General features: G+C 74.2%; 26 protein-coding genes and 1 pseudogene. 12 read left to right on the forward strand and 15 right to left on the reverse strand.

Features of this window, described 5'->3' with window-relative positions; genetic code table 11:
- Position 1: 1 nt before the first annotated feature.
- The 8 genes from CRYAR_RS22105 to CRYAR_RS22140 all read right to left on the reverse strand — a co-directional run bounded on the left by CRYAR_RS22105 (position 2) and on the right by CRYAR_RS22140 (position 7,795).
- Complete coding sequence (locus CRYAR_RS22105) at positions 2 to 976, reverse strand: ABC transporter substrate-binding protein (protein WP_035854794.1); 975 nt, start codon at positions 974 to 976, stop codon at positions 2 to 4.
- Complete coding sequence (locus tag CRYAR_RS22110) at positions 973 to 2,079, reverse strand: ABC transporter permease (protein WP_063725745.1); 1,107 nt, start codon at positions 2,077 to 2,079, stop codon at positions 973 to 975. The genes CRYAR_RS22105 and CRYAR_RS22110 overlap by 4 nt, the downstream gene beginning before the upstream one ends.
- Positions 2,076 to 2,834 (reverse strand): ATP-binding cassette domain-containing protein, encoded by a 759-nt coding sequence (locus CRYAR_RS22115; RefSeq protein WP_035854798.1) that lies wholly within the window; start codon positions 2,832 to 2,834, stop codon positions 2,076 to 2,078. The genes CRYAR_RS22110 and CRYAR_RS22115 overlap by 4 nt, the downstream gene beginning before the upstream one ends.
- Positions 2,834 to 3,754 carry a hypothetical protein gene (locus CRYAR_RS22120; RefSeq protein ID WP_035854806.1) on the reverse strand — a complete coding sequence of 307 codons (921 nt, stop codon included), beginning with the start codon at positions 3,752 to 3,754 and terminating at the stop codon, positions 2,834 to 2,836. The genes CRYAR_RS22115 and CRYAR_RS22120 overlap by 1 nt, the downstream gene beginning before the upstream one ends.
- Before the next feature lie 58 nt (positions 3,755 to 3,812).
- A complete protein-coding gene (locus CRYAR_RS22125; RefSeq protein ID WP_051570785.1) occupies positions 3,813 to 5,171 on the reverse strand; it encodes an FGGY family carbohydrate kinase in 1,359 nt (452 codons plus the stop codon).
- Entirely contained in the window at positions 5,164 to 6,171 is a 1,008-nt protein-coding gene (locus CRYAR_RS22130) for a LacI family DNA-binding transcriptional regulator (protein WP_157017965.1), read from the reverse strand. Before CRYAR_RS22130 ends, CRYAR_RS22125 begins: the two co-directional genes overlap by 8 nt.
- A complete protein-coding gene (locus CRYAR_RS22135) occupies positions 6,168 to 7,151 on the reverse strand; it encodes a 1-phosphofructokinase family hexose kinase (RefSeq protein ID WP_051570787.1) in 984 nt (327 codons plus the stop codon). The genes CRYAR_RS22130 and CRYAR_RS22135 overlap by 4 nt, the downstream gene beginning before the upstream one ends.
- Positions 7,152 to 7,288: 137 nt before the next feature.
- Positions 7,289 to 7,795 carry a P-loop nucleotide/nucleoside kinase family protein gene (locus CRYAR_RS22140; protein ID WP_035854810.1) on the reverse strand — a complete coding sequence of 169 codons (507 nt, stop codon included), beginning with the start codon at positions 7,793 to 7,795 and terminating at the stop codon, positions 7,289 to 7,291.
- Positions 7,796 to 7,943: 148 nt separating this feature from the next.
- On the opposite strand from CRYAR_RS22140, the gene CRYAR_RS22145 reads away from it, so the two are divergent.
- The 4 genes from CRYAR_RS22145 to CRYAR_RS22160 all read left to right on the forward strand — a co-directional run bounded on the left by CRYAR_RS22145 (position 7,944) and on the right by CRYAR_RS22160 (position 12,309).
- Positions 7,944 to 9,623: a RecQ family ATP-dependent DNA helicase gene (locus tag CRYAR_RS22145; RefSeq protein WP_211247581.1), complete on the forward strand. Its 1,680-nt coding sequence runs from the start codon at positions 7,944 to 7,946 to the stop codon at positions 9,621 to 9,623.
- Positions 9,624 to 9,718: 95 nt separating this feature from the next.
- A complete protein-coding gene (locus CRYAR_RS22150; protein ID WP_035854816.1) occupies positions 9,719 to 10,441 on the forward strand; it encodes an ABC transporter ATP-binding protein in 723 nt (240 codons plus the stop codon).
- The gene (locus CRYAR_RS22155; RefSeq protein ID WP_035854821.1) at positions 10,438 to 11,202 is read left to right on the forward strand and encodes an ABC transporter permease; all 765 of its coding nucleotides are present in this window, start codon (positions 10,438 to 10,440) and stop codon (positions 11,200 to 11,202) included. Before CRYAR_RS22150 ends, CRYAR_RS22155 begins: the two co-directional genes overlap by 4 nt.
- A 129-nt stretch (positions 11,203 to 11,331) precedes the next feature.
- Entirely contained in the window at positions 11,332 to 12,309 is a 978-nt protein-coding gene (locus CRYAR_RS22160; protein ID WP_051570788.1) for a helix-turn-helix domain-containing protein, read from the forward strand.
- A 3-nt stretch (positions 12,310 to 12,312) separates the two neighbouring features.
- Here CRYAR_RS22160 and CRYAR_RS22165 read toward each other — a convergent pair whose 3' ends face one another.
- A complete protein-coding gene (locus CRYAR_RS22165; RefSeq protein ID WP_035854833.1) occupies positions 12,313 to 12,963 on the reverse strand; it encodes a response regulator in 651 nt (216 codons plus the stop codon).
- Positions 12,960 to 14,501 carry a sensor histidine kinase gene (locus CRYAR_RS22170; RefSeq protein WP_035854840.1) on the reverse strand — a complete coding sequence of 514 codons (1,542 nt, stop codon included), beginning with the start codon at positions 14,499 to 14,501 and terminating at the stop codon, positions 12,960 to 12,962. The genes CRYAR_RS22165 and CRYAR_RS22170 overlap by 4 nt, the downstream gene beginning before the upstream one ends.
- Before the next feature lie 579 nt (positions 14,502 to 15,080).
- On the opposite strand from CRYAR_RS22170, the gene CRYAR_RS22175 reads away from it, so the two are divergent.
- Complete coding sequence (locus CRYAR_RS22175) at positions 15,081 to 15,830, forward strand: SGNH/GDSL hydrolase family protein (RefSeq protein ID WP_035854849.1); 750 nt, start codon at positions 15,081 to 15,083, stop codon at positions 15,828 to 15,830.
- Between the two features lie 79 nt (positions 15,831 to 15,909).
- Positions 15,910 to 17,127 carry a GNAT family N-acetyltransferase gene (locus CRYAR_RS48160; RefSeq protein WP_063725746.1) on the forward strand — a complete coding sequence of 406 codons (1,218 nt, stop codon included), beginning with the start codon at positions 15,910 to 15,912 and terminating at the stop codon, positions 17,125 to 17,127.
- Here CRYAR_RS48160 and CRYAR_RS22185 read toward each other — a convergent pair.
- The 3 genes from CRYAR_RS22185 to CRYAR_RS47470 all read right to left on the reverse strand — a co-directional run bounded on the left by CRYAR_RS22185 (position 17,109) and on the right by CRYAR_RS47470 (position 19,655).
- Positions 17,109 to 18,296 (reverse strand): NADH:flavin oxidoreductase, encoded by a 1,188-nt coding sequence (locus CRYAR_RS22185; RefSeq protein ID WP_035854858.1) that lies wholly within the window; start codon positions 18,294 to 18,296, stop codon positions 17,109 to 17,111. The genes CRYAR_RS48160 and CRYAR_RS22185 overlap by 19 nt on opposite strands.
- Positions 18,293 to 19,201 carry an SDR family oxidoreductase gene (locus CRYAR_RS22190; protein ID WP_035854864.1) on the reverse strand — a complete coding sequence of 303 codons (909 nt, stop codon included), beginning with the start codon at positions 19,199 to 19,201 and terminating at the stop codon, positions 18,293 to 18,295. The genes CRYAR_RS22185 and CRYAR_RS22190 overlap by 4 nt, the downstream gene beginning before the upstream one ends.
- Positions 19,202 to 19,451: 250 nt before the next feature.
- Entirely contained in the window at positions 19,452 to 19,655 is a 204-nt protein-coding gene (locus CRYAR_RS47470; RefSeq protein WP_035854875.1) for a hypothetical protein, read from the reverse strand.
- A gap of 80 nt (positions 19,656 to 19,735) precedes the next feature.
- Between CRYAR_RS47470 and CRYAR_RS47475 the strand changes: the two genes are divergently transcribed.
- Positions 19,736 to 19,999 carry a nitronate monooxygenase family protein gene (locus CRYAR_RS47475; RefSeq protein WP_035854886.1) on the forward strand — a complete coding sequence of 88 codons (264 nt, stop codon included), beginning with the start codon at positions 19,736 to 19,738 and terminating at the stop codon, positions 19,997 to 19,999.
- Here the strand turns inward: CRYAR_RS47475 and CRYAR_RS22205 are convergent.
- Positions 19,989 to 20,909: an NADP-dependent oxidoreductase gene (locus CRYAR_RS22205; protein ID WP_035854892.1), complete on the reverse strand. Its 921-nt coding sequence runs from the start codon at positions 20,907 to 20,909 to the stop codon at positions 19,989 to 19,991. The genes CRYAR_RS47475 and CRYAR_RS22205 overlap by 11 nt on opposite strands.
- Before the next feature lie 60 nt (positions 20,910 to 20,969).
- On the opposite strand from CRYAR_RS22205, the gene CRYAR_RS22210 reads away from it, so the two are divergent.
- On the forward strand, positions 20,970 to 21,389 hold the full coding sequence (locus CRYAR_RS22210) for a MarR family winged helix-turn-helix transcriptional regulator (RefSeq protein WP_084700814.1): 420 nt from the start codon (positions 20,970 to 20,972) through the stop codon (positions 21,387 to 21,389).
- A gap of 633 nt (positions 21,390 to 22,022) precedes the next feature.
- Here the strand turns inward: CRYAR_RS22210 and CRYAR_RS50855 are convergent.
- A pseudogene (locus CRYAR_RS50855) lies at positions 22,023 to 22,163 on the reverse strand (acyl-CoA dehydrogenase); the annotation flags it as partial.
- A gap of 76 nt (positions 22,164 to 22,239) precedes the next feature.
- Here CRYAR_RS50855 and CRYAR_RS22215 point away from each other — a divergent pair.
- From CRYAR_RS22215 to CRYAR_RS22230, 4 genes are read left to right on the forward strand one after another with little or no spacing between them, the layout of a single operon-like run.
- Complete coding sequence (locus tag CRYAR_RS22215) at positions 22,240 to 23,274, forward strand: enoyl-CoA hydratase (protein ID WP_084700818.1); 1,035 nt, start codon at positions 22,240 to 22,242, stop codon at positions 23,272 to 23,274.
- Positions 23,271 to 24,527, forward strand: coding sequence for an acyl-CoA dehydrogenase family protein (locus tag CRYAR_RS22220; protein WP_084700820.1), 1,257 nt, complete (start codon positions 23,271 to 23,273; stop codon positions 24,525 to 24,527). The genes CRYAR_RS22215 and CRYAR_RS22220 overlap by 4 nt, the downstream gene beginning before the upstream one ends.
- The gene (locus tag CRYAR_RS22225; RefSeq protein ID WP_035854901.1) at positions 24,524 to 25,675 is read left to right on the forward strand and encodes an acyl-CoA dehydrogenase family protein; all 1,152 of its coding nucleotides are present in this window, start codon (positions 24,524 to 24,526) and stop codon (positions 25,673 to 25,675) included. The genes CRYAR_RS22220 and CRYAR_RS22225 overlap by 4 nt, the downstream gene beginning before the upstream one ends.
- A gap of 3 nt (positions 25,676 to 25,678) precedes the next feature.
- Positions 25,679 to 26,017, forward strand: coding sequence for an acyl-CoA dehydrogenase family protein (locus CRYAR_RS22230; RefSeq protein ID WP_035854912.1), 339 nt, complete (start codon positions 25,679 to 25,681; stop codon positions 26,015 to 26,017).
- Positions 26,018 to 26,021 lie beyond the last annotated feature (4 nt).

Below are 26,021 nucleotides of genomic sequence, written 5' to 3' on the forward strand. Positions count from 1 at the left end.
CTCAGCAGCGGGACTTGTACAGCGCGGCCTGGCCCTCGGCGCTGTTCAGGTTGTCCTTGGTGACGATCGTGAAGCCGGTCTGGATCGTCTTCTCGGTCGCCTCGCCCTTCAGCGCCTTCACGGCCTGGTCGACCCCGTCGGTGCCGATCGTGCCGGGCTGCTGGGCGATCAGCGCCTGGATCGTGCCGTCCTGCAGCGCCTTGACCTGGTCGGAGCCGGCGTCGAAGCCGACGATCTTCACCGCGCCCTGCTTGCCGGCCTGGCGGACGCCGGTCGCCGCACCGGTCGCACCGAACAGGTTCGTCGCGAAGATGCCGACGATGTCGGGGTCCTTCTGCAGCGCCGCGGTGACGATCTGGGCGGCCTTCGCCGGGTCGTTCTGCACGTACTGGACGCCGAGGTTCGTGTACTTGGGGTCGGCCTTCGCGGCCGAGTCGAAGCCCTGCGTCCGGGCGTCGGAGGTGCTGATACCCGGCTGGTTGTCGATGACCAGCACCTTGCCGCCGTTCGGCGCGAGCTGCTGGATGGCCGTGAACGCCGCCTTGCCGCCGCCGGTGTTGTCCGACGCGATCGAGCTCACGATGCCGTCGGTGTTCTCCAGTGTGGTGTCGACGAGCACGACCTTGATGCCGGCCGAGGTGGCCTGCTTGATCGGCTGCTCCATCGACTTGGCGTCGGTCGGGGCGATCAGGATCGCGTCGGGGCGGGACGCGATCACCGACTGGAGCACCGGGGTCTGCAGCGTCGGGTCGAACTTCTGCGCGCCCTGGATGTCGACGGTCGCGCCGGCCTTCTTCGCCGCGTCCTGGACGCCGCAGCCCATCGTCACGTAGAACGCGTCACCGGTCACGCCTTCGATGAACGCCAGCTTGTAGCCGCCGTCGCTGCCGCTCGCGGAGTCGCCGCCGCACCCGGTGGCCAGCAACGCGATCGCCGCCAGGCCGGCCACGGCGGCACCGGTACGAGTTCTGTTCATGACTGCTCCTTCGTTGGAGTGGAACGCGAAGAAAGGAAGGGAAAGCGAAAACCGGTGGGTTTCCCCCCGCGCAGCGCGCGAGCGCGCCGGGACTGGTCGGCGTAGACCGCCGCGATGAGCACCGCGCCCACGACGACCTGCTGCCAGAAGGGCTGCACGCCGAGGATCACGAAGCCGTTCTGCAGGACCGCGGGGATGAAGAGGCCGATGATCGTGCCGAAGATCGTGCCGACGCCGCCGAAGAGGCTGGTGCCGCCGATCACGACGCCCGCGATCACGTTCAGGTTGGTCTGCGTCTGCCCGCCGATCGTCGTCGACTGGTAGAAGACGAGGTTCAGGACGCCGGCGAACCCGGCGAGCAGGCCGGCGAGCGCGTAGACGCCGATCAGCTGGCGGTCGACCTTGAGCCCGACCCGCCGGCCGGCCTCGGCGTTCGAGCCGATCGCGAAGACGTGCAGGCCCCAGCGGCTGCGGTGCAGCAGGACACCGACGAGGAGGACGACGACGAGCGCGATCACCGAGATCCACGGCACCTGGCCGAAGACGTTGCCGAAGCCGATGTTGTTGACCAGCACGTCCGGCGCGTCACGCAGGTCGACGCCCTTGGTGATGATCTGCGAGAAGCCCAGCGCCATTCCGAGCGTCCCGAGCGTCACGATCAGCGGGGGGATGGTGAGTTTCGCGATCAGCACCCCGTTGAGCAGCCCCCAGCCCAGGCCGCAGGCGCAGGCCACCAGGACGCCCAGCGCGGCGACGCCCCAGCCCTGGCCACCGGCCGCGACCATGGTCTTCGACGCGATGACACCGCTGAACACCAGGACCGACCCGACCGAGAGGTCGATGCCGCCCGTGATGATCACCAGCGTCATGCCGGCGCCGAGCACCGCGAGGATCGAGGTGTTCACCACGATGCCGCGCAGGTTGTAGAGCGTCGGGAAGGTCTCCGGGCGCAGGATCGCGAAGATCGCGTAGATCACCAGCAGCACGAAGACGATCTGCAGCTGCTGGGTGGCCAGCAGCTTCGTGATCCGTTTCCGCCCGCCCGGTGCGGCCGGCGGTTCCGGCTTCCCGGTGACCGGAGGCGAGGTGGCAACGCTGCTCACGCTGTGCTCCCTTCGAACGCGCCCGTCATCGCCCCGACGAGCTGCTCCATCGACGTGTCGGCGGTGCGCAACGTCGCGACCCGGCGTCCCTGGCGCATCACCTGGACGCGGTCGGAGACGTCGATGACGTGCGGCATCGAGTGGCTGATGAACACCACCGCGATGCCGTTGGCGGCGGTGCGCCGGATCAGGTCGAGCACGTTCTTCGTCTGGACGACGCCCAGGGCGGCGGTGGGCTCGTCGAGGAAGATGACCTTGCTGGCCCAGGCGGCGGCGCGGGCGACGGCGATGCCTTGGCGCTGGCCGCCGGACATGCCGCCGACCGGGCCGTCGAGGTCGCGGACGGTCGCGCCGAGCGAGTCGAAGGCGGTCCTGCTGCCGGTCCGCATCGCGGCCTTGTCCATGAAGCCCAGCCGGCCCAGCAGGCCACGCTTCATGACCTCCCGGCCCAGGTACATGTTCTGCACCGGCGACAGGTGGGGCGCGAGGGCGAGGTCCTGGTACACGGTCTCGATGCCGAGCTCGCGCGCGGCGACCGGCGAGGACAGGGTCACCGGCTCGCCCTCGAACCGGATCTCCCCGGTGGTGGGGGTGTCGGTCCCCGACAGGATCCGGGTCAGCGTGCTCTTCCCGGCGCCGTTGTCGCCGATGAGCGCGACGACCTCCCCGGCCTCGACCTCGAAGTCCGCGCCGGCCAGCGCGGTGACGTGCCCGTATTCGCGGGTGATCCCGCGGGCCTGCAGCACGGGGGCCATCAGCGACGCGCCGCCTCGCGCCAGGAACGCGCGCGGCCGTCGACGGCGGCGAGCAGCTTCTCCAGGCGCGGCCGGGCCGAGTCGGCGAAGAACGACGACCGCTCCGCCGCGGACAGGCCGACCGCTTCCTTCCAGACCGACCGGCCGGCGATGAAGCCGGACGCGCCGCCCTCGTCGCAGGAGATCCGCACGACCTCCTGGAACTGATCGAACGCGACCCCGGCCGACAGCACGGCCCAGGGACCGGTCAGCGCATCGGCCAGGCGGCGCGCCCCGGCCGCCGAGCCCGGGTACTCGAGCTTGAGCAGGTCGGGCTCGAGCGCGTCGAGCAGGATCGCCGACTCGACGATCAGGTCCTCGCGCTGCCGCGCGGAGAGCTCCTCGCCGGGCTGGGCGTAGATGAGGTTCTCGACGACCGACGGGATCCCGGCGGCGCGGCAGTCGGCGACGACCTGCCGGACGACCTCGATCGCCTCGGCCTGCAGGTCGGGCTCCCCGGCGGCGGAGGTGCGGTGCGGGCGGACCTGGATCAGGAACTTCACCGCGTGCCCGCCGAGCGACCGGACCCAGTCGCCGCCCTGCTCGGGGTCGCGGGCGGCACGGGGCTCGCCGTTCCAGGTCGGACGCTTCTCCGGCTCGGCGGCGATCAGCAGGCCGCAGGAGCCGGCGAGCGCACCGGCGCGCCGCACGGCCGGCACGCCGATCGTCGGGTCGAGCAGGATGCCGCTGGCCAGCGGCGTCAGCGCGGCGGCGACGTCGACCTTGGCCCGGTCCAGGTCGTCGGCGCTCGCCTCGATGCCGACCGCGGCGAACATGCGGCGCAAGGTGTTGCGCTGGTCCATCGCGATGATCGAGAAGACGCCGTTCGGGTCCGCGATGGAGTCCAGCGTGGTGGTGGCAGCGACCGACTCGGTCGTCATGGGATTCCCTTCGTCAGATGTGGAGGTAATCGATTACCTCCCGAGCAAAAAAAGAGAACTAGGGGGCGAATACGGCGGTAGGGCGCAGGCCGGCGGAGAATTCCCCGAGGTCGCCGGGGCTCCCGGCGGCGGCCCACGCGGCGAGCACGGCGGCGCCGAACCCGCCCGGCTGGTCGATCGGGCTGAACGTCAGCCCGGGCAGCACCCGGCGTTTGCTCCGCCGGACCGAGGCGAGCCGCAGCCAGCCCCCCGCCCCGACGGCCCGGCCGTACGGCCCGGCGACCGGCGCGATCCGGGCGAGCAGGTCCCCGGTGTAGGCGGCGTTGGCGTCGACCGCGGCCGCCCAGACGTCCGCGGGGGTCGCGCCCTCACGCAGCGCGATCACCACGTCGTCGGCCTCGACGTCACCCCCGGTGACGGTGGCCCGGGACGCGTCGGCGCCCGGGTAGGCGGCGTCCAGCGCCCCCAGGTCGGTCGCGCCGAGCGCGGCCTGCACCCGGCGCAGCACGAGCCCGGCCCGCGACGGCGCGTTCACGAGCGTCGTCCCGGGGAGGATGTGCCGGCCGACCTCGACCCGCGCGCCGGTCAGCCGCCGCCGCTCGTCCGCGGTGACCACGCGCGGGATGGCCCGCAGCAGCGTGTCGGCGGTGCCGCACGAGTTGAACAGGTCGTCGCCGCCGACCGCGCCGGCGCCGAACGCGGCGACCGGGTGGTCGTGCCCGGCGACCGAGATCGTCGCGCCCCGCAACGCGGCGGGCGCGTCGGGGGTGCGGACGGTGCCGGCCGGCTCCCCCGCGTAGCGTCGCTCGGGCAGGAAACCCGGGCCGACGCCGAGCAGGTCCAGCGCGGCGCTCCACGGGCCGCCGGTGTCCAGGTCGAGCAGGCCGGTGCGGGAGGCCAGCGACGGCTCGGCGACGGGGTCGGCGCCGAGCGCGAACGCGACGTACTCGGGGACGTTGAGCCAGCGGTGGCCGGGCCCGAGCTCCAAGCCGTGCTCGCGGGCCCAGAGCAGCTTCGCGATCGTCCACTGCTGGTGGAACGGCAGGCCGGTGGTGACGCCGAACGCGTCCCGGAAGTCCGAGGGCACCCGGGCGAGCTGCTCGCCGCCGCGCGGGTCGTGCCAGGCGATCACCGGCGAGCAGGGCGCCCCGGCCCCGTCGACGACCACTCCGGACTCGGCCAGACCGGTGAGGCCGAGCGCCGTCACCCGCGGATCGTCGAGCGTGGAGAGCGCGTCGGTGACCACCCCGAGGACGCCGTCGAGCAGCGTGCGCGCGTCGGTCTCGACGCGGAGGCCCGGTAACCGGCGCCAGACCGTGGGACGGCGCCAGGTGCCGATCCGAGCGCCGTCGGACCGCAGGACGAGGACTTTCGTGTCCGATGTCCCGAGGTCGACCCCGAGGAGGAGCTCAGTCATGCGGTGGTCTCCGTTCACCGGACCCGCGCATGACCAGACGCAGCGGCAGGGTGCGGTCGGTCGAGACGGCCGGTTCCCCGGCCAGTCGCTCGAACATGGTGTGGGCGGCCAGCTCGCCGATGGCCTCCGGGTCGTGGTCGACGACCGTGACGCCCGGATCGAGGACGTCGGCCAGCGCGAAGTCGCCGAAGCAGACGAGCGCGACGTCGGTGCGGTCGCAGGCGTGCAGCGCGGCGACGACGCCCAGCGACGTCCGCGTGTTGGAGGAGAAGATCGCGGTGGGCGGCTCGGGCAGGGCGAGCAGTTCGACGGTGACCGAGCGGCCGTCGTCGGCGGTGTTGCAGCCGGTGCGCACCAGGGCCTCGTCGGCGTCGAGCGCGGACGCGGCGACCTGATCGCGGTACCCCTGCAGGCGGTTGCGGGTGGTGGCGACGTCCATCCGGCCGCCGACGTAGGCAACCCGGCGGTGGCCCTGCGCGGCCAGGTGCGCGAGCGCCTGCCGGGCACCGCCGTTGTCGTCGACGAGCACGGTCTCCCCGCCGGCGTAGCCGTCGGGGCGGCGGTCGACGAACAGCACCGGGCAGGGCGCCTGCGCGAGGTAGGAGTGGTCGGTCGCGGCGGGGGCGACGATCAGCCCGGCGACGCGGCGCGCCAGCAGGTCGTTGACCACTGTGGTCTCCAGCCGCGGGTCCCGGCCGGTGCTGGCGATCATCACGCGCAGCCCGCGGGCGATCGCGAGCCGCTCGATCGTGCCGGTCACGCTGGCGAAGAACGGGTCGGCGATCGAGTCGACGACGATGCCGAGCGTGTCGTCGGTGCCCTTGCGCAGCGAGCGCGCGGTCGGGTCGGGCCGGTAGCCCAGCTCGCGGACGGCGGCGAGGACGCGCACCCGGGTGTCCTCGGCGACCCGGGGATCGCCGTTGATCACCCGCGACGCGGTCTTCGTGCTGGTGGCGGCCAGCGCCGCGACGTCCTTCAACCGCACTGCTGTCTGCTTCACCGGGCACCGACCTTTGGTAGGAGTGCCTCGATCTTGCCGCGCAGCCCGGCAGCGCGCGCGGGGTCCACCCCACCGGCCAGCGACGTCTCGCACGACGCGCTCGCGGTGGCGACCCCGCGGACCACCGCGGGCAGCCAGGCGTCGTCGCCGAGCCCGCGGGCCAGCAGCTCGAGCGCGAGCCCGCCGACGAACGAGTCGCCGGCGCCGACCGCGCTCACGACCCGCACCGGGACGGCCGGGATCCAGGTCAGGTTCGACGGCGTGGCGAACGCGCTGCCGGCCGCCCCGGCCGTGACGACCGCGCGCCGGGCCCCCGCGGCCAGCAGCGACCGCGCCGCCACCTCGGCCCGCTCGCGCACGTCGGCACCGTCCGGGATCGGCAGCACGTCGACCGGTGCGCCGGAGAGCGTGGCCTCGGCCTCCTCCAGGTTCGGGGTGACCAGGTCCGGCCCGGCCGGTAACGCGGCGGCCAGCGCCGCCGGGGCGGCGTCGACGACGACGACCGCGCCCGCGGCGTGGGCGAGGTCGACCAGCTGCCGGTACCCCTCGTCCGGGACGCCGGTCGGCAGGCTGCCGGAGACCGTGAAGAGTTCCCCGGCGCTCAGCCGCGCGGCGGCGGCCTCGCGGTACGCCTGCCAGGCGATCGCCGGCACCGGGTCGCCGGGCTCGTTGACGACCGTGACCCGGCCCGCGGACGCCTCGCGGAACACCAGCGCCTGCCGGACCGTGCCCGGGGCCGGCACCGCGATCAGGTCGGCGCCCTCGTCGGCCAGCAGACCGGCCAGCAGCGGGCCGTCACCGGCGCAGAGCAGGCCGAGCAGCGGGGCCCGGACGCCGTGGGCCCGCAGGACCCGGGCGACGTTCACCCCTTTGCCGCCGGGCGACAGCTCGGTGCGGCGGGAGCGCATCACGGCGCCGGGCACGATCTCGGCCAGCGTGACCAGCCGGTCGATGGCGAGGTTGGGGTTTCCGATCAGCATGGCCGGCTGCTCCCTTCGCCTCGCTAGGTAATCGTTGTCACGAATCGCCGTGAAGCGCCGCCAACCGCCAGATCAACGGCTAGGTAATCGTTGTCACGACCGGACGCGGCAACTCTGCGCCCTGCACCGCGGGGATGTCAAGGGAGTGACGACAGAACGGTGTCGAGTTGAACGCGCGGGTCCAGTGTGGCGTCGACGCGGACATGCGGCACGGCCGGAGCGGCCAGCAGCCCGGCCCGGAAGTAGGCGGCGGCGTCGGCCAGTTTCCCGGCGTCGCGCTCCGCTGCCCGCGCGCCCATCCGCGCGACCAGGACGTCGGCCGGCGCGGTCAGCCAGACCAGCGTGGTCGACGCCCCGGCCGCGGCGAACCGGTCCACGAGCGCACCGAACGCGTCCGCTCGCGCACGCTCGGTGGTGAACGGGGCGACGAGGACCGCGGCGGTGCCGACCGACAGGCAGTCGCACGCGGTCGCGACGATCGACTCGTACCGGGCCGCGCGGAGCGCCCGGCCGGCCGGTCCGTCGAGATCGGCGCCGGCGACGAACGGCCCCGTCACGACGTCCTGGTCGAGGATCGCCGCGCGCAGGGCACCGGCCACCAACCGCCCGACGGTCGTCTTGCCGGTCGCGGGGGCACCGGTCATCAGAACAGCGTGCGACATGGTCGGCCAGCCTACGTCGCCGCTCTGAGCTGCGGGATCGCACCCGGGGTCTACCCTGGCCCGGCCGGCGTGACGATCCGTGCGCGTCGACCAGGTGTAGGCGATACGAAATCCGGGGTACCGCGCAGCCGTGACCACGAACGACGAGCGGCGCCGCCGCCGCAGGCGCTCCCCCCTCACCTGGGCCCGTCGCCGCAGCGACCTGAAGAAGCTGCGTGGCATCGCGGCCGACCTCTACGGCTGGAGCGAACTGCGGCCGGTGCAGGCCGAGTCGATGCTGCACCTGGCCAACGGCGTCGACACGCTGGTGGTGGCCCCCACCGGGTCCGGGAAGTCGGCGATCTACCAGGTCCCGGCCGTGCTCATCGACGGTCCGACGGTCGTGGTCTCGCCGCTCCTGGCGCTGCAGCGCGACCAGATGCAGGCGCTGGCCGAGCACGGCGCACCGACCGCCGTCGTGGTCAACTCCGACCAGACCGCGAGCGAGAACGAGGCCTCGTTCGAGGCGCTGCGGGCCGGCGGCGCGGAGTTCGTGTTCCTGGCGCCGGAGCAGCTGACCAAGCCCGAGGTCCTGGACGCGCTGAAGGCCGCCGCGCCGTCACTGTTCGTCGTGGACGAAGCCCACTGCGTCTCGGCCTGGGGCCACGACTTCCGGCCCGACTACCTGCGGCTGGGCGAGGCCATCGAGTACCTGGGCCACCCGACCGTGCTGGCGCTGACCGCCACCGCCGCTCCCCCGGTGCGCGCGGACATCGTCGACGTGCTGGGGCTGCGCGAGCCGGAGGAGGTCATCGCCGGCTTCGACCGTCCCAACCTGTGGCTCGAGGTGTCGCGACAGGTCACCGCGCCCGGCGTCCGCAAGGCCGTGATCGACCGGGTCGCGTCGGAGACGCCGACCGGACTGCTCTACGTGCAGACGCGTCGCGAAGCGACGGACTACACCGAGGCGCTGCGTGAGCTCGACGTGCCCGCGTTCGCCTACCACGCCGGGATGAAGGCCTCGGAGCGCGAGGCCGTGCACGACGCGTTCCGCAGCAGCGAGCCGGTGGTCGTGGTGGCCACGTCCGCGTTCGGGATGGGCATCGACAAACCCGACGTGCGGTTCGTGATCCACGCCGGACCGGCCGAGTCGCTCGACTCCTACTACCAGCAGATCGGCCGGGCCGGGCGCGACGGCGAGACCGCGATCGCCGCGCTGTACTTCCGCCCGGAAGACCTCCACATCCCGCGGTTCTTCAGCAGCGGGACGCCCGACGAGGACCTGCTGGTGCGGGTCGGCACCGGGCTCAAGCACCACCGCGGGCCGGTGCGGATCGCCGACCTGGTGACCGAACTGGACCTGACCAAGGCGCGGGTCACCCGGGCGGTGAACATCTTCGAACAGTCCGGTTCGGTCACCGCGACGCCCGACGGGCCGCGCTGGCACGCGCGCAGGACGGTCGAGAAGGGGGTCGAGGCCGCCGTCGAGTGGGCCGCGACCCGGCGGCGCATCGAGCAGACCCGGGTCGAGATGATGCGCGGGTACGCCGACACCGAGGGGTGCCGGCGGCAGTTCCTGCTGGGCTACTTCGGCGAGGACCTGAGCGAGCCCTGCGGGTACTGCGACACGTGCCGCGACGGCACCGCCGAGGAGACCCCGTCCGGCGACACCGGGTTCCCGGTGCAGTCGCGGGTGAAGCACAAGGAGTGGGGCGAGGGCACGGTGATGCGCGAGGAGGACGACCGCCTCACGGTCCTGTTCGACGAGGAGGGCTACCGCACGCTCTCGCTGGCCGCGATCACCCGGAACAAGCTGCTCACGCCCCTGTAGGTCCGCGGCGTCGTGACCTTCCCTGACTTTCGTCAGGGAAGGTCCTGCCGTTCGGCAGCGGTGCGCGGGCACCCGCGGTCCCTAGCGTTCCGGCCATGATCACGCTCCGACACCTCACCAAGCGCTACGGCGACCGCCTCGCCGTGGACGACGTCACGACCGACGTCCGCCCCGGCCTGGTCACCGGCTTCCTCGGCCCGAACGGCGCCGGCAAGTCGACGACGATGCGCATGCTGCTCGGGCTCGACCGCCCGACGTCCGGCGAGGCCCTGGTCAACGGTGTCCGCTACGGGTCGCTGCGGTGGCCGCTGCACGAGATCGGCGCCGTGCTCGACGCCGGCGGCGCGCACCCCGGCCGCACCGCCCGGGCGCACCTGCGGGCGCTGGCCGCCAGCCACCGCATCCCGGCCTCCCGGGTCGAGGAGGTGATCGGGCTCGTCGGGCTGGAACCGGTCGCGAACCGGCGGGCCGGGAAGTTCTCGCTCGGCATGGGCCAGCGGCTCGGCATCGCGGCCGCGCTGCTCGGCGACCCGCCCGTGCTCGTCCTCGACGAACCGGTCAACGGGCTCGACCCGGAGGGCGTGCGTTGGGTCCGCGACCTCGCCCGCTCGCTCGCCGCCGAGGGCCGGACCGTGCTGGTCTCCTCGCACCTGATGAGCGAGATGGCGCTGACCGCCGATCACCTGCTCGTCGTCGGCCGCGGGCGGTTGCTCGCCGACGCCTCGCTCGCGTCGTTCGTCGGCGATCATCCGTCCCTCGAGGACGCGTACCTGGCGTTGACCTCGGAGTCGGTCGAGTACCGGAGCGTGCCGCGATGATCCCGGCGATGGCGTTCGAGTGGGCGAAGCTGCGCTCGGTCCGGTCCACCTGGTGGTGCCTCGGCGTCGCGGCGTTCCTGCAGCTGGCGTACGCGGTGCTGATCGGGCTGGACGCGCGGCTCGACCTCGAGGACAGCGGCGGCCCGTCGGCGCTGATCGTGTCGGACGCGGGGCTGCTGTCGATCCAGTTCGCGCAGTACGCGCTGATCGCGGCCGCACTGCTGGCGGTGACCGGCGAGTACTCCACCGGGACGATCAGCCTGACGTTGCGTGCGGTGCCGGTGCGTGGCCGGATGCTGGCGGCCAAGTCGGTAGTGGTCGCCGGCGTGGTGGCGGTGACCGGCGCGGTGCTGCACCTGACCGGTTCGGTGGCGGCCGGGCTGGTCGCGGGGTCCGCGGCCCGGTGGCCGGTCGGGGACCTGGCGATCGACACGCTGCTGACCGCGGTCTACGCGGCGACGCTCGCGCTGTTCACGCTCGGCCTCGGCACCGCGCTGCGCAGCGCGGTGGGCGGGCTCACCGCGGTGCTGGTGATCGCGGTCGTGCTGCCCACCGTGCTGGCCCGGATCGACATCGACGTGGTCCGGTCGATCAACGACTACCTGCCGGGCACGGCCGGGGTGGCCGCCCTGTACGGCGCGGTGTCCGACGTGGCCGACAGCCAGCCGTACGGCCCGGTGGCCGGGGTGCTGGTCCTGGCCGCGTGGGCGGTCGCGATGATCGGCGCCGGCTACGCGGTGCTCACCCGCCGCGACGCGTGACCTCGCCCCCTCTGAGCTGCGTTGCCGCAGCTCAGAGGGGGCTTCGTTATGGTTCCGTTACTTGACTGTCCACATCGGCGGGCGGTCAACTCTCCGCGAGACCTCTGCTACGGGGAAGAGGAGAGGCCCATGACCGCGACGCCTGCCGCCGGGACGAGCCCGGAGCTAGCCCAGGCCTACACCGGACTGCTCGAACGCCCGAACGGAGACCTCGCCGACTTCGCGCGCCGGCTCGGGCTGGACGAGACGGCCGCCCGCGCCCTGCTCGACCGGCTGGCCGCCCTCTCGCTGGTCGAGGAGCGCGAACGCGAGCTCGTCGCACTGAGCCCGCTGCTGGCCATGCAGCAGCTCCTCTACCGCGAACGCGGTCTGCTGGAGCAGCGGCAGGAGTTCCTCCGGGACAGCTATCAGACGCTCACCCAGCTCATGTCCAGTTACGTCGACGCCCGGTTCACCGGCGCCGGCCCGCGGCTCTTCGAGGAGATCACCGACCTCGCGTCGGTGCGCCGCCGGATCGAGGAACTCGCGGTCGGGGCCCGGTGGGAGCTGCTCTCGTTCACGCCGGCCGCGCGGGAGCCGCGGGCGGCGCGGGCGGCGGCCCACGTGCTGGACCGGGGCCTGCTCGACCGGGGCGTGTCGATGCGGACCATCTACCCGGACTCCGTCGTCGACGACCGCGGCGCCTACGACTACGCGCGTCAGCTGGCGGCCGGCGGGGGCAGCGTGCGGCTCTGCCCCGAGCTGCCGACCCGCCTGCTGGTCGTGGACCAGCTCGTCGCGGTGGTACCGCACGACCCGACCGACGGCAGCCGCGGCTGCGTGGTCGTCTCGCACCCGGGCACGGTGGCCGCGCTCGTCTCGCTGTTCACCGCGTACTGGCGGGCCGGGCGTCCGCTGGCGAAGGTCCGCGACGAGCGGACCTGCACGTCCCTGGAACGGTCGGTGCTGCGGGCGCTGCTGGCCGGCGCCAAGGACGACGCGGTGGCGCGTCAGATGGGCGTGTCGGTCCGGACGATCCGCCGCTGCATCGCCGACCTGATGGCCCGGCTCGGCGCCTCGTCGCGCTTCGAACTCGGAGCGGGCGCGACCCGCCGGGGCTGGATCTGACCCTCACCCGGTCAGGCCGGCCTCGTGGGCCAGCAGGGCCGCCTGGACGCGGTTGCGGACGTCCAGGCGGGTCAGGATCTGGCTCACGTACGCCTTCACCGTCCCCTCGACCAGGAACAGCTCGCTCGCGATCGCCGCGTTCGACATCCCGGCGCCGACCAGGGCCAGCACCTCGCGTTCCCGGTCGGTCAGGCCGGCGATCTTGTCGCGGGCCGCGGCCGCGCCGGCCGAGCGCGCCGACGTCCAGGCCAGGATCACCCGCTGCGCGACCTTCGGGGACAGGAACGCGGCCCCGTCGGCGGCCGCGTGCACCCCGGCCAGGAGCTCGCGCGGGTCGCCGGACTTCAGGAGGAACCCGGCGGTGCCGGCCCGCAACGCCCGTTCGATGTACTCGTCCTCGCCGAACGTCGTCAGCATCAGCACGGCGGCCGACGGCACGGCCCGGCGCAGCTCCTCGGCGGCGGCCAGACCGTCCAGTGCCGGCATCCGGACGTCGAGCAGGACGACGTCCGGGCGGTGGGCGCGTGCGGACTCGACGGCCTCGCGGCCGTTCCCGGCCTCGGCGACGACCTCGACCTCCGGATCGGTGGCGAGGATCGCCCGTACTCCGGCGCGGATCATCGCCTCGTCGTCCGCCACCAGGACGCGGATCATCGCCGCCCACCTCTCGAGTTCGGGCCGGGAATCAGGTCGATCGCCGCGACGACGCCGCCGGCGAAACAGACGCGGTAGACGTCCCGCGCGGGCGGGAAGAGCTTGCCGCTGACGTTGTAGTAGACGCACTCGGAACCGGCCGGCTTCGAGGGCTCGACGACGTCCGGGCGTTCGCTGACCTGCAGCAGCGGCAGGATGTCCCGGGCCTCGTCCTCGGGCTGGCCGAGGTGGATGCGCAGCTGGTCCCACGGGTCGACCACCGACGCGGTGGTCTCGACGACATAGCCGGCCAGCACCACGCCGACCAGGAGCACGCCGGCGAGCACGGGCACGACGACGGTGAGCACGAGCCCGCGCCGCGTCCGCTTGCGGGCGCTCTCCAGCCGCCCCGCCGACTCGGGCACCGGTTCGGGCACCGGCCCGGCCGGGACGCGCGGCACGGTGGCCACCACGCGGAACGTCCCGGTCGCGGTCCCTTCCCCGGCCTCGGCCCCGGCGTGGAACGTGCCGCCGGCGAGTCGCACCCGCTCGGCCAGCCCCAGCAGGCCGGTGCCGGGTGCGGAGGCGTCCGCCGGAGCGTCGATCGGGTTGGCCACCTCCACGGTGACCGAGTCCTCGTCGCCGGTGAGGCGGCCGGTGACCGGGGCGCCCGGGGCGTGCCTGGCCGCGTTGGTCAGGGCTTCCTGCACGACCCGGTAGACGGCGCGGTCGACGAGCGGCGGCAACGCGTCGCGCGCGCCGACCGGGAAGTCGAGCACCAGGCCGGCGCGGCGGACCCGGTCCACCAGCGCCTCCAGGGTCTCCTCGACCGGCTGCAGCGGCGCCGTCGCGTCGGTACGCAGGACGCCGATCACCGCGCGCAGCCGCTCGGTGGCCGCGGCCGCGCCCTCGCGCAGCTCGGTGGCGGCGGCCCGCTGGGACTCCCCCAGCGTCGGGTCGAGTTCGAGCGCCCCGGCGCGCAGCGCGAGCAGGCTCAGCTCGTGGCCGAGCGCGTCGTGCATGTCCTCGGCGATCCGGGTGCGTTCACGCAGCCGCGCCTTCTCCGCCACGAGCGTCTGGCCCCGCTCCAGCTCCCCGGCCAGCGCCCACCCACCGGCCGCGAGCTCCCGGCGCTGCCACAGATAGCGCCCCACCAGCCACGGGAACACCCCGCAGAACACGACCTCGCCGACCAGGTAGTAGGCGTACCAGCGGTCGCCGCCGGTCAGCAGGGTCCGGCCGAGCGTCAGCAGCGGCGCGGACACCCCGAGCGCGACGAACGTCCACAGCGCCGGACGCGGCCGCACCGCGGAGCGTCCGATCAGGAACGACAGGCCGGCGAACGGGCCGAACAGCCAGACGTCCGCGGCCAGCAGGCCGCCGGTGAGCACGAGCGCGGCGAGCGGCGCGACCCGGCGCACCCCCACCGCCACCGCGACGACCAGGCTCGCGACGATCAGCCCGTTGACGTAGGCGCCGTCGGCGATGCGCTCCCCGTTCATCGGCAGCAGAGCGGAGAGCGCGAGCCAGAGCAGCACGTCCCCGGCGATCCGACGCATCCTCCTCACCGCCCCGACGCTACCGACGGCGGTCGGCGCCGCCCACTGCCGAAAGTAAGCAAGGAAGCCCTGGTGCCGCACGGCATCGGCGAGGGCGACCTGGCCGGCGTCGTGGCGGTGGGGGTGCGCCGGGTCGCGCCGCTCGCCGCGCTGCACGCGCCTTTCCGCACGTTCGCCGCCGGGCAGGACACATCGGCGTTCGACGCTCCGGCACTGATCGGGCAGATCCGCATCGTGTTCGACAGCCCGGCGCGCGGATCTCCGGCGGCGACCCCGACCGCCTGCGGGTGGTGGCCGTACGCCGCCGGTTCGGCGGGAGGCTCACGTACGCGTCGGCGCCCTGGGAGTTCCCCGACTGGGCCGGGTTCGACCTCGTCGGCGTCGACGCCTACCGTGCCGCCTACAACACCGCCACGTTCGCCGACGAGATTCGCGCGCGGCGTTCGGGGCGCTCGCCGCGCGCGACGGCGCCCGGTCCGACCCGGTTTGACCCGGTTTTACCCGCCAGCAGGTGTGATCTCGTTCGGACCCGGCACCCTCGAGTGGCCGCGCGAAACCGTTGCCTGCTGCAATACGGGCATGCGTTATGCGGCGATCGGCGACAGTTTCACCGAGGGCGTCGGGGATCCACGGCCGGACGGCACCGTCCGGGGCTGGGCCGACCGGGTGGCCGAGGGGCTGGCCGCGGCACTCGACGAGCCGGTCGAGTACGCCAACCTGGCCATTCGCGGCCGGTTGCTGCGTCCGATCGTCACCGAGCAGCTCGACGCCGCGCTGTCGCTGGACCCGCTGCCCGACCTGCTCACGCTCAACGGCGGGGGCAACGACATGCTGCGCCCGGGCGTCCGGATCGGCGACCTGCTCGCGCTGACCGACCGGGCCGCCCGCCGGTGCGCGGACGCCGGCGTGCGGCTGGTGTTGCTCAGCGGCGCCGACCCGACGGCCCAGCTCCCGCTGGGCCGTCTCGTCCGCCGCCGCGGCGCGGCGCTGACCGCGGGGTCGGTCACGATCGCGGCCCGGTACGGGCTCACGTTCGTCAACGGCTTCGGTGACGACGAGATCCGCGCACCGCGGTACTGGTCGTCCGATCGGTTGCACCTCAACGGTGCCGGTCACGCGCGGATCGCGGGCCTGGTGCTGCACGGGCTCGGCCACGGCCCGGTGCCGCCGCCCGCCCCGCCGCAGCCGCCGTCGGTGCGCAGCGCGGCGACGACCGCGCGGTATTACCGCGAGCACGTCGTGCCGTGGGTGAACCGGCGGCTGCACGGCACCTCCTCGGGCGACGGCCGCCGGGCCAAGCACCCCGCGTGGTCCCCGGTCACCGCCTGACCCGGCCCACTCTGTACGCCACCGTATAAAGAGGTCTACCCTCGATTTATACGGTCCCGTATAGATAGAGGAGTGCGTCATGCGCGTCGCGCCGCTCGAGCCCCTGGTCGCCGCGGTCCAGGGGACCTGGTTACGCCGCACCACCGCACCGCTGCCCCCGGCCGGCGGACCGGCGAGCGGCCGCACCGGTCCGGTCGGCCACGCGCCGCTGAACGTCGTCGTGGTCGGCGACTCGACCGCGGCCGGATGCGGCGTGACGAGCCACCGGGAGGGGTTCGCCTGCGGGTTCGCCCACGAGTTGACCGCGCGGACCGGCCGACCGGTCCGCTGGGAGGTCGTCGGGCAGTTCGGGGCGACCGCCCGGCGCGTCCGGCACAAGCTGATCCCCCGGGTCGGCGCGGACTTCGACCTCGCGGTGCTGCTCGCCGGCGGCAACGACGTGCTGGGCGGGCGCGACCCCGAGCACTGGCGGGACGACCTCACCGCGATCCTCGACGCGCTCGAGGAACGCGCCGGCCGCGTCGTCGTCGCCGGTGCCCCGCCGTTCGCCCGGTTCCCGGGCCTGCCCGGCGCGCTCGGGCGGTACCTGGCGCAGCGGGCGGACGCGCTCGACGACGCGTCGCGCGCGGTCTGCCGTCCCCGGCCGGGCAGCGACTGGGTCACCGTCACCGAACCGCCACCGGCCGGCTTCTTCTCGGCCGACGGCATGCACCCCTCCGCGGCCGGCTACCGGCGCTGGGCCCACGAGATCGCGCGTCAGCTGACCGGCCTCGGCCCGGCCGGGCCGGCCACCGGCGCCCTGCGTACCGCCGCGGGCGTCACGCTTCCGGTCCGCGACGCCGCCGCCGGCGACCTGGCTGCCGTCGACGACCTGCACCGCCGGTGCTCGACCCCGACGCTGACCAGCCGCTACCACGCCGGGCGCACCGGGCTGAGCGCGGCGGACTGGCAGCGGATGGTCGATCCCCGGCACGGACGCACGCTGGTGTTCGCGGATCCGGCGGCGGAGGGCTCGCTGGCCGGCTTCGCGAACCTGCTCCGGACCGCGCCGGAGGGACCGGTGGAGGTCGCGTTGCTGCTCCGCGACGACTGGCAGGGCGTCGGCGTCGGACGTGCGGCGGCCCGGCACCTGGTGCGTGTCGCGCACCGGCTGGGCGGCACCGAGCTGGTCGCCTGGACCGAGCCGGCGAACGTCCGGGCGGCCGCGCTGCTGCGGAGCGTCGGCGCGCGGCCGGATTTCTCCGAGCCCGGCTCGGTCCGCTGGGCCCTCCGGCTGGATCAGCCGGGGACGCCGTGATCGGGGGCCAGCACGCAGTGGCTGCGCGCGAAGATCGTCGGCATGCAGCGGTTGTTGTGGTCGCAGCGGGAGCGGGTGGCGGGGTCGGCCCGGATGCGCGTGATCAGGTCGGGCTCGCGCAACAGGGCCCGGCCCATCGCGACGAACGCGAAGCCCTCGGCCAGCGCGGTGTCCATCGTGGCCCGGTTCGTGACGCCTCCGAGCAGGATCATCGGCAGCGACACGGCCGCGCGGACCCGGCGGGCGTCCGGGAGCAGGTAGGCCTCCTGGTACGGGTACTCCTTCAGGAAGCGGTGACCGAACCGGCGCACGACCGGGCGCGCCGGGGCCGGCATCGCCGCGGCGAACTCGCGGACCGGGGCGTCGCCCTTGAACAGGTACATCGGGTTGAGCAGCGAGCTGCCCGCGGTCATCTCCAGCGCGTCGAGGGTGCCGTCGGCCTCCAGCATGCGGGCCACCACGACCGACTCGTCCAGGCCGAATCCGCCGGGTACACCGTCGTCGAGGTTGAGCTTGGCCAGGATCGCGATCCGGTCGCCGGCCGCGTCCCGCACCGCGCGCATCACCTCGCGGGCGAACCGCGCCCGGTTCTCCAGCGCGCCGCCGTAGGCGTCCCGCCGCCGGTTGAGCTTGGGGCTCAGGAACGCGCTGGCCAGGTAGTTGTGGCCGAGGTGGATCTCGACGGCGTCGAAGCCGGCCTCGATCGCCATCCGCACCGCGGCGCCGTGCTGCGCGACGACCCGCGCCAGGTCGGCCGGGGTAGCGGTCTTCGCCGCCCAGGTGGCCGGGCTGCCCCGCCGGCTGGGCACCAGCGCCCGGCCGCCGCGCGCACCCCGGGAGACGCCCACCGGCCCGGAGTGGCCGATCTGGGCCGAGACGGCCGCGCCCTCGCCGTGCACCGCCGCGGTGAGCCGGCGCAGCCCCGGGAGAGCCTCGTCGCGCCAGACGATCTGGTGGTGGTCGGTGCGGCCGGCCGGCGCGACCGCGCAGTACGCGACCGTGGTCATCCCGACGCCCCCGGCGGCGTACTCGCGGTGGAAGTCGATGAGCGCGTCGGTCACCAGCCCCCGCCGGGCCCGGTTCTCGTAGGTCGCGGACTTGATCACGCGGTTACGCACGGTCAGCGGCCCGATCCGCCCGGGCGAGAACACGTCGGGTGCGGCGCTCATCGGGCGCCGTAGGGCCGCTCGGGCGCGGGCGCGGCCGTCAGCAGGTCGCGCACCGCCGGTCCGACCGCGGCGGCGTCCCAGCGGGTGTCGAGCGCGGCCACCGGCCCGTGGCGCCACCCGTCCTCGAGGCAGATCCGCCCACCCTCGATCTCGACGACGCGGCCGGTGACGTCGCCCGCGTCCTCGGACGCGAGCCACGCCACGACCGGCGACACGTTAGCCGGATCCATCCGGTCGAACCCCTCGTCGGGCGCGGCCATCGTGGCCGCGAACGGCCCCTCGGTCATCCGGGTGCGCGCGGAGGGCGCGATCGCGTTCACGGTCACCCCGTAGGGCGCGAGCTCCTCCGCGGCGACCAGCGTCAGGCCCGCGATCCCCGCCTTCGCCGCGGAGTACGTGCCCTGGCCGACGCTCCCCTGCAACCCCGCCCCGGACGAGGTGTTGACGACCCGGGCAGCCCGCGGCCGGCCCGCCTTCGCCTCCTGCCGCCAGTACGCGCCCGCGAACCGCAGCGGCGCGAAGTGGCCCTTGAGGTGCACGCGGATCACCGCGTCCCATTCCTCTTCGGACGTGTTGACCAGCATCCGGTCACGCACGAAACCGGCGTTGTTGACGAGCACGTCGAGCGCGCCGAACGTCGTGACCGCCTGGTCGACGAGCGCCGCGGCGGCGGCGAAGTCGGCGACGTCGGCCGCGTTGGCGATCGCCTCGCCGCCGGCCCGGCGGATCTCGGCCACGACCTCCTCGGCCGGGCCGGCCGACGTCCCCGCCCCCGCGCCCGAGGTACCCAGGTCGTTGACGACGACTTTCGCACCCTGCCGGGCCAGTTCGAGCGCGTGCGCGCGGCCGAGGCCGCGCCCGGCGCCGGTGACGATCGCGACGCGTCCTTCGAGGATGCCGGTCATCCCGCCAACCTACCAAGCAATCGCTAGGTCGGGATGAGTTCACCATTCTCGACCGATGTTGTGGACGGCTCGACCGCGTCCCCGGGGGGCTCGACCGCGTCCGGGGGACGGCTCGACCGTGTCCGGGGCGGAGCCGGACGGCACCGCGCTCGGGCCGGCCCGGGCGATCGCCGCGACGGATCCGCGGGTGATCCGGCATCGACCTGATCGACGCGGGGCTCATGTTCGAACTCACCCTGTCCGGCGTCGGCTACGAACGCCGGACCGCGCCGCGACCGGGACCCTGCGCACCCCGCTGACCGAGGTCGTCGGCGTGGAGCACCCGATCGTCCGGGTCGACAACCGCGAGAAGGCCATCATGGAGGTCCGCGAACACACCGACCGCCCGTTCGGCGTCGACCTCCACACCGACGCCGGTGGCGCGGATGGCTGCGTCGACCAGCGGATACGCCACGGCGCGCGCGTCGCCTCGGTCGCGGACGAGCGGCTGAGCGGCTCCTCGTGGCGCGCACTGCCGGCCTCTACGTTTAGGCGATGCACTGGGCCGGTGACCGCGCGACACGGCAGGCCGGTGACCGCGCGATGCGGCAAGCCGGTGACCGCGCCTGGGCCCGGACGATGCTCGCCGCGAACGCCCCGGTGGTGCTGCGCGCGGGCCTGGTGAAGGGTGACACGGGCGCAGGCATGCTCGCCCCGGGGCAGGTCGTCGGCATGACCGACGACCTGCCCTCGCGCGCGGAGCTGCTCGGGGGCATCACCGCCGAGCTGCGCTCCACGCACGCCGCCGTCACCGGTTGACCAGCACGATCTTCCCGCGGGTGTGCCCGGCCGCGAGTTCGGTGTAGGCCGCGCGCACCTCGCGAAGCGGGTAGGTCGCGGCGATCGTCACGTCGAGTTCCCCGCGTGCCGCCAGGTCCGCGAGCTCCACGATCACCTCGATCCGCGCACCCTCGGCGTTCCCGTCGGTCTTCGCGCCGTACCGCTCGGCCGCCTCGTAGTCGTTGAGCGTGTCGATGCGCTCGGGCGCGATGCCGAACGTCGTGACGCCGAGCTCGACGTAGCCGCCGCCGACCGGGTCGATGAGCGCGTCGGGCTTGCCCACGGCCAGGATCCGCTCCGCCACGCCGTCCCCGTAGGCCACCGGGGACACCCCCCGCGACGCCAGCCACTCGTGGTTACGCGGGCCCGCCACCCCGATCACCGTCGCACCGGCCCGCCGGGCCAGCTGGACCGCCAGCGATCCGACGCCGCCGGCCGCGCCGGTCACGACCACGGTGTCGCCGGGCCCCGCGTCGACCGCGCGCACCATCGCCCAGGCCGTGGACCCCGCCACGTAGAGCGACCCCGCCACCTCCCAGGACAGCCCGGCCGGCTTCGGCGCCAGCTCGCTCTCGAAGGCCGGCACCAGCTGGGCGTGGCTCGCCCGCAGGTCGGTGTACCCGAACACCTCGTCGCCGGTAGCGAACCGGGTGACCCCCGGCCCGACCTCGACCACGACCCCGGCCAGGTCGCTGCCCTCACCGGAGGGGAAGGTCGCCGGGAAGAGGTGGTGCAGCAGGCCCTCCCGGATCTCGATCTCGCCCGGGTTGATCGACGCCGCTCGCATCTCGACCACCACCTGTCCGGGCCCCGGGACGGGTCGTTCCACGTCGACGACCCGCAGGACGTCGACCGCTCCGTATTCGTTGAACCGCACCGCATCAGTCATGCCATTTACATTAGCTCTAATAATCTAAGCGTCAAGGTCCTCTCTGGTAAGCTGTCGGTTGTGAGCCTGCGCGACCTGTTCGACGACGTCATCCGCACCGAGGTGCTGCTCTGGGCCGCGGTCGACGCCCGCCTCCGGGCCGACTGCGATCTGCCCGTGGGCACACTCGACGTGCTGCGCGTCATCGAGCGGACGCCCGACTGCCGCGTGCAGGAGGTCGCCGAGGCGCTCGGGATCACGGTCGGCGGCGCCAGCCAGGCCGTCGACCGGGTCGAGCGACGCGGGCTGTGCGCGCGCCGCCCGAACCCGAAGAACCGCCGCTCCTCGGTGCTGGAACTGACCCCCGAGGGCAGTACGGCGCTCGAGCAGGCCCTGCACACCTTCGACGCCGAACTCGCGGCGAGGTTCAGCGCGCTCTCGCCGCCTCAGATCACCGCACTCGGCGACGCCCTCCGCACCCTCCGCGCGTCCCTGACCTGACCCGCGTCGGGCGACCACCCAGGCGTCGACGAACCGGTTCGGGCAGGTCGCACCGGACGTCGTCGGCGCGAGCACCGGACGGGCGATCTCGCGGGGCGCGGCCGTCGCCCCGGCGAGGAGACCCGGCCGCGGCGGCATCGCGGCGAGCAAGCCTGCTCGCCGCGGCATCGCGCGAGCCGATAGCCATGGCCGATCCCCACGGTCAGCACCCTCGGCGCCGCGTGGCGCGGGCGCCCGACCGAGCCGTCGCCCCACCGGGCCACCGGGCCACCGGGCCACCGGGCCACCGGGTCGCTGCCTGACGAACGCACCTCGCGGTCCGGGCAGCGCGGTCCGGGCCGGGCGCACCGTGTAGCGCGATCCGGGCAGCGCGATCCGGGCAGCGCGATCCGGGCAGCGCGATCCGGGCAGCGCGATCCGGGCAGCGCGATCCAGGCAGCGCGATCCAGGTAACGCGTACGGCTGCGACCGGTGAGCGCGAAACGACTCCGCTCACAAGTCGTCGTTGCCCGTGCAGGAGGTCGGCGAACGCCTCCGGCGGCATGGCGCCCTACCGGCGTTGTCGACCAGCACGTCCGGCCGCGGTCGGCGGCGAGGACGGCCCGACCATTCGCTGCGGGGCGTCCGGCGTGAGTGCCGGTTCCAGGCGATCCGCTCCGGACCGCCCACGTGCTCCGCGCCCGAGCCGCCGAGGCCGCGCAGCGCGGCGAACTCTCCCACGAGGTTGCCGGCGAACCACGTCCGGAACGAGGCCTCATCGGAAAAGGCGTCCACGCTCCAGGCCTATCCCACCAAGCACTTGGTTGGTAGCGTGAGCGACACCCCTCAGCGACGAAGGAGTGACGGTCCGATGGCGACGTTCGAGCCGGCCCTGGAGAACGGCGAACCGGTCGTCACGTACGAGGTGCGTGGGCCGGTCGCGCTGGTGACCGTGAACCGTCCGAAGTACACGAACGCGCAGAACTCGAAGGTCACCTACGCGCTGGACTCGGCGTTCACGCAGGCGGTGGACGACGACGCGGTGAAGGTGATCGTGCTGGCCGGCGCCGGGAAGCACTTCAGCGGCGGCCACGACATCGGCACCCCCGGCCGGGACATCGACGAGTCCTTCGACCGCAGAGCCGTCATCTGGTGGGACCACGTCGGCAAGGCGGGCGTCGACTCCCGGTACGCGCGCGAGTCCGAGGTGTACCTGGGGATGTGCCGCCGGTGGCGGGAGATCCCGAAGCCGATGATCGCGATGGTGCAGGGCGCGTGCATCGCCGGTGGGCTGATGCTGGCCTGGTCGTGCGACTTCGTCGTCGCTTCCGAGGACGCGTTCTTCGCCGATCCGGTCGTGCGGATGAACATCCCGGGCGTGGAGTACTTCGCGCACCCCTGGCAGATGAACCCCCGGGCGGCCAAGGAGTTCCTGTTCACCGGTGACCGGTTCCCGGCGGCGCGGGCGCTGGCCGTCGGCATGGTGAACCACGTGGTGCCGCGCGACGAGCTCGAACCGACCGTGTTCGCGATGGCCGAGCGGATCGCGGCGATGCCCCGGCTCGGGCTCGCGCTGGCGAAGAAGGCCGTGAACCAGGCCGAGGACACGCAGGGCCTGCGCGTCGGCATGGACTCGGTGTTCGGCCTGCACCACGCCGCGCACGCGCACAACGCCGAGGTCTCCACCGACTCCCTCGCCGGCCTCGACGCCCGCGCGATGGCCGCCTCCAACAAGGCCGCCGCCACCAAGACCACCGCCACCAAGACCACCGCCACCAAGACCACCGCCACCAAGACCACCGCCACCAAGACCACCGCCACCAAGACCACCGCCACCAAGACCACCGCCGACGAGGCCACCGCCGCCGGAGCCGCGGCCGGCGAGAGCGGCGGAGGCCGGGCATGACGAGCGGGCCGGGCACGACGAGCGGGCCGGTCTTCCTCGGCGATCCCGACGGGCTCGGCGACCCGGACTACTTCGGGCGGGCCACGCCACCGCGCGGGCACGTCGCCGGGCTCGCGTTCACCGACGCGGAGGAGGCGTTCCGGCTCGAGGCGCGGCAGTGGCTGGCGGCCCACTCCCCGGGCCGGCTGCCGTCGATGGACACCCCCGAGGGCGCCCGGGCCCACCGCGCCTGGGAGCGCGAACTGGCGTCGGCACGCTTCTCGGTCGTGGCGTGGCCACCCGAGTACGGCGGACGGGACGCGTCGGTCGTCGACTGGGTGCTGTTCGAAGAGGAGTACTACGCCGCGGGCGCGCCGACACGGATCTCCCAGAACGGCATCTCGCTGCTGGCACCGATCCTGTTCACCCACGGCACCGCCGAACAGCGGGACCGCCTGCTGCCGGCGATGGCCGACGGCACCACGGTGTGGGCGCAGGCCTGGTCGGAGCCGGAGGCCGGCAGCGACCTCGCCGCCCTGCGTAGCCGGGCGGCCCGGGACGACGCCCGCGGCGGCTGGGTGCTGAACGGGCAGAAGACCTGGAGTTCGCGGGCGCCGTTCGCCGACGCCGCGTTCGGGCTGTTCCGCACCGACGCGTCGGCGGCGCGCCATCGCGGCCTGACCTACTTCCTGTTCCCGCTGGACGCGCCCGGGGTCACGGTGCGGCCGATTCCCCAGCTCGACGGCGACCCCGGCTTCGCCGAGATCTTCCTCGACGACGTGTTCGTGCCCGATCGGGACGTGCTGGGCGCGGTCGGCGAGGGTTGGCGGGTGGCGATGAGCACGGCCGGGAACGAACGCGGGCTCTCGCTGCGGGCGCCCGGCCGGTTCCTGGCCGCGGCCGACCGGCTGCTGGAGCTCTGGCACGACCGGGGCGCGGACCCAGCCCTGCGCGACCGGGTCGCCGACGCGTGGATCGGCGCGCAGGCCTACCGGTTCTACACCTGGGACGCGGTCGACGCCGCCGATCGGGGCCACTCGACCGCCGAGGGAAGCGTCAACAAGCTGTTCTGGTCCGAGCTCGACGTGGCGCTGCACGAGACCGCGCTCGACGTCCTCGGCCCCGAGCAGGAAGTCGCCGGCGCCTGGACCGACGACTACCTGTTCGCGCTGGCCGGCCCGATCTACGCGGGCACGAACGAGATCCAGCGGACGATCGTGGCCGAGCGCGTGCTGGGGCTGCCCCGGGGCGACGATCGGAGGGCCCGCGGATGAGGTTCGCGCTCACCGAGGAGCAACGGTCGTTCGGCGCGGCGATCGACGCGATGCTGGGCTCGGCCGACGTCGCCGGGGCGTGCCGGCAGTGGGCGTCCGGCGACTCCGCCGACGGGCTGCGGCTCTGGGGCCGCCTGGCCGAGCTGGGCGTCACCGGGCTGCGCGTGCCGGAGGAGTTCGGCGGCACCGGCGGCAGCCCGCTCGACCTGGCCGTGGTCTGCGAACGGCTCGGGTTCCACGGGGTACCGGGGCCCTATCTGGAGTCGGTGGCGCTGGCGCCCGCGTTGCCGATCGACGCGGCGGTGCTCACCGAGCTGGCGAAGGGCACGGCGCGGGTCAGCGTGGCCGCGCCGCCGCACTCCCCCTACGCGGTGGACGCGGCCACCGCGACCCACCGGTACCTGCTGACCGCGCGGACGGTGTCCTCGGCGCGGGTGGAGCGGAGCGTGCCGTCGATCGACCCGACGCGGCGGCTCGCGCTGCTGTCGCCGATCGAGGTCGTCGGGGTCGCGCGGGCGGACGTGCTCGACGAGGTGGTGCTCGCCGCCGCGGCGTGGCTCGTCGGTGCCGGTCGACGGCTGCTCGAGGACACGGTCGGGTACGTCGGCTCCCGCCGCCAGTTCGGCCGCCCGGTCGGCGAGTTCCAGGCCGTCAAACACGCGTTGGCCGACGTCAAGGTGGCGCTGGACTTCGCGGGGCCGCTGGTCCACGGTGCCGCCCGCGCGCTGACGGCCGACGTTCCGGCGCCCGGGCTTCCCGAGCCGGGCGCTGCGGGCGTGGCGGGCGTGCTGGACTCGGCGGGCTCAGCGAGCATGGCGGACTCGGCGGGCTCAGCGGGCTCGACGGGCTCGACGGGCTCGACGGGCTCGACGGGCTCGGCGGGACCGAGGGCGCCCGGCGTGCCTGCGGCCGGCGGCGGGGGGCGCGGTGCGGGGCCGGGGGCGCGGGACGTCTCGGCGGCCAAGGTGCTGGCGGGGCAGGCGGCGTACCGGGCGGCACGCACCGCGCTGCAGTTGCACGGCGCGGTCGGCTACACCCGCGAGCTCGACCTGAGCCGCTGGATCCTGCGCGTCCGCGCGCTGATCGGCGCCTGGGGCACCCCGGCGTACCACCGGGCCCGGGTGCTCGACGCCGTGGCCGGGAGCTGACCGATGGAGTGCGGTCCCACCGAGGAGCAGCGCGCGCTCGCCGACGCCGTCGACGACCTGGTCGCACGGCGCGCCCGCACGACCGATCCCCGCGCCGCCCCGGGCACCGACCGGGGTCGCGACGAGACCGTCTGGCGCACCCTCGGCGACCAGATCGGCGCGGCCGGCCCGGCAATCGCCGAGGAGTACGGCGGCGCGGGCTACTTCCCCGCCGGGACGCACGTCGTCCTCGAACGCCTGGGCGAGGCGCGCGGACCCGTCGGCCGGGAACGCGCCCCGGCGGTCGACCCCGCGCCGCGCCTCGACCCCCGCTCCACTCGCGACCGCGAGGTGCCGGGATGAGCCG

It is taken from the genome of Cryptosporangium arvum DSM 44712, assembly GCF_000585375.1.
Taxonomy (GTDB): Bacteria; Actinomycetota; Actinomycetes; order Mycobacteriales; family Cryptosporangiaceae; genus Cryptosporangium; species Cryptosporangium arvum.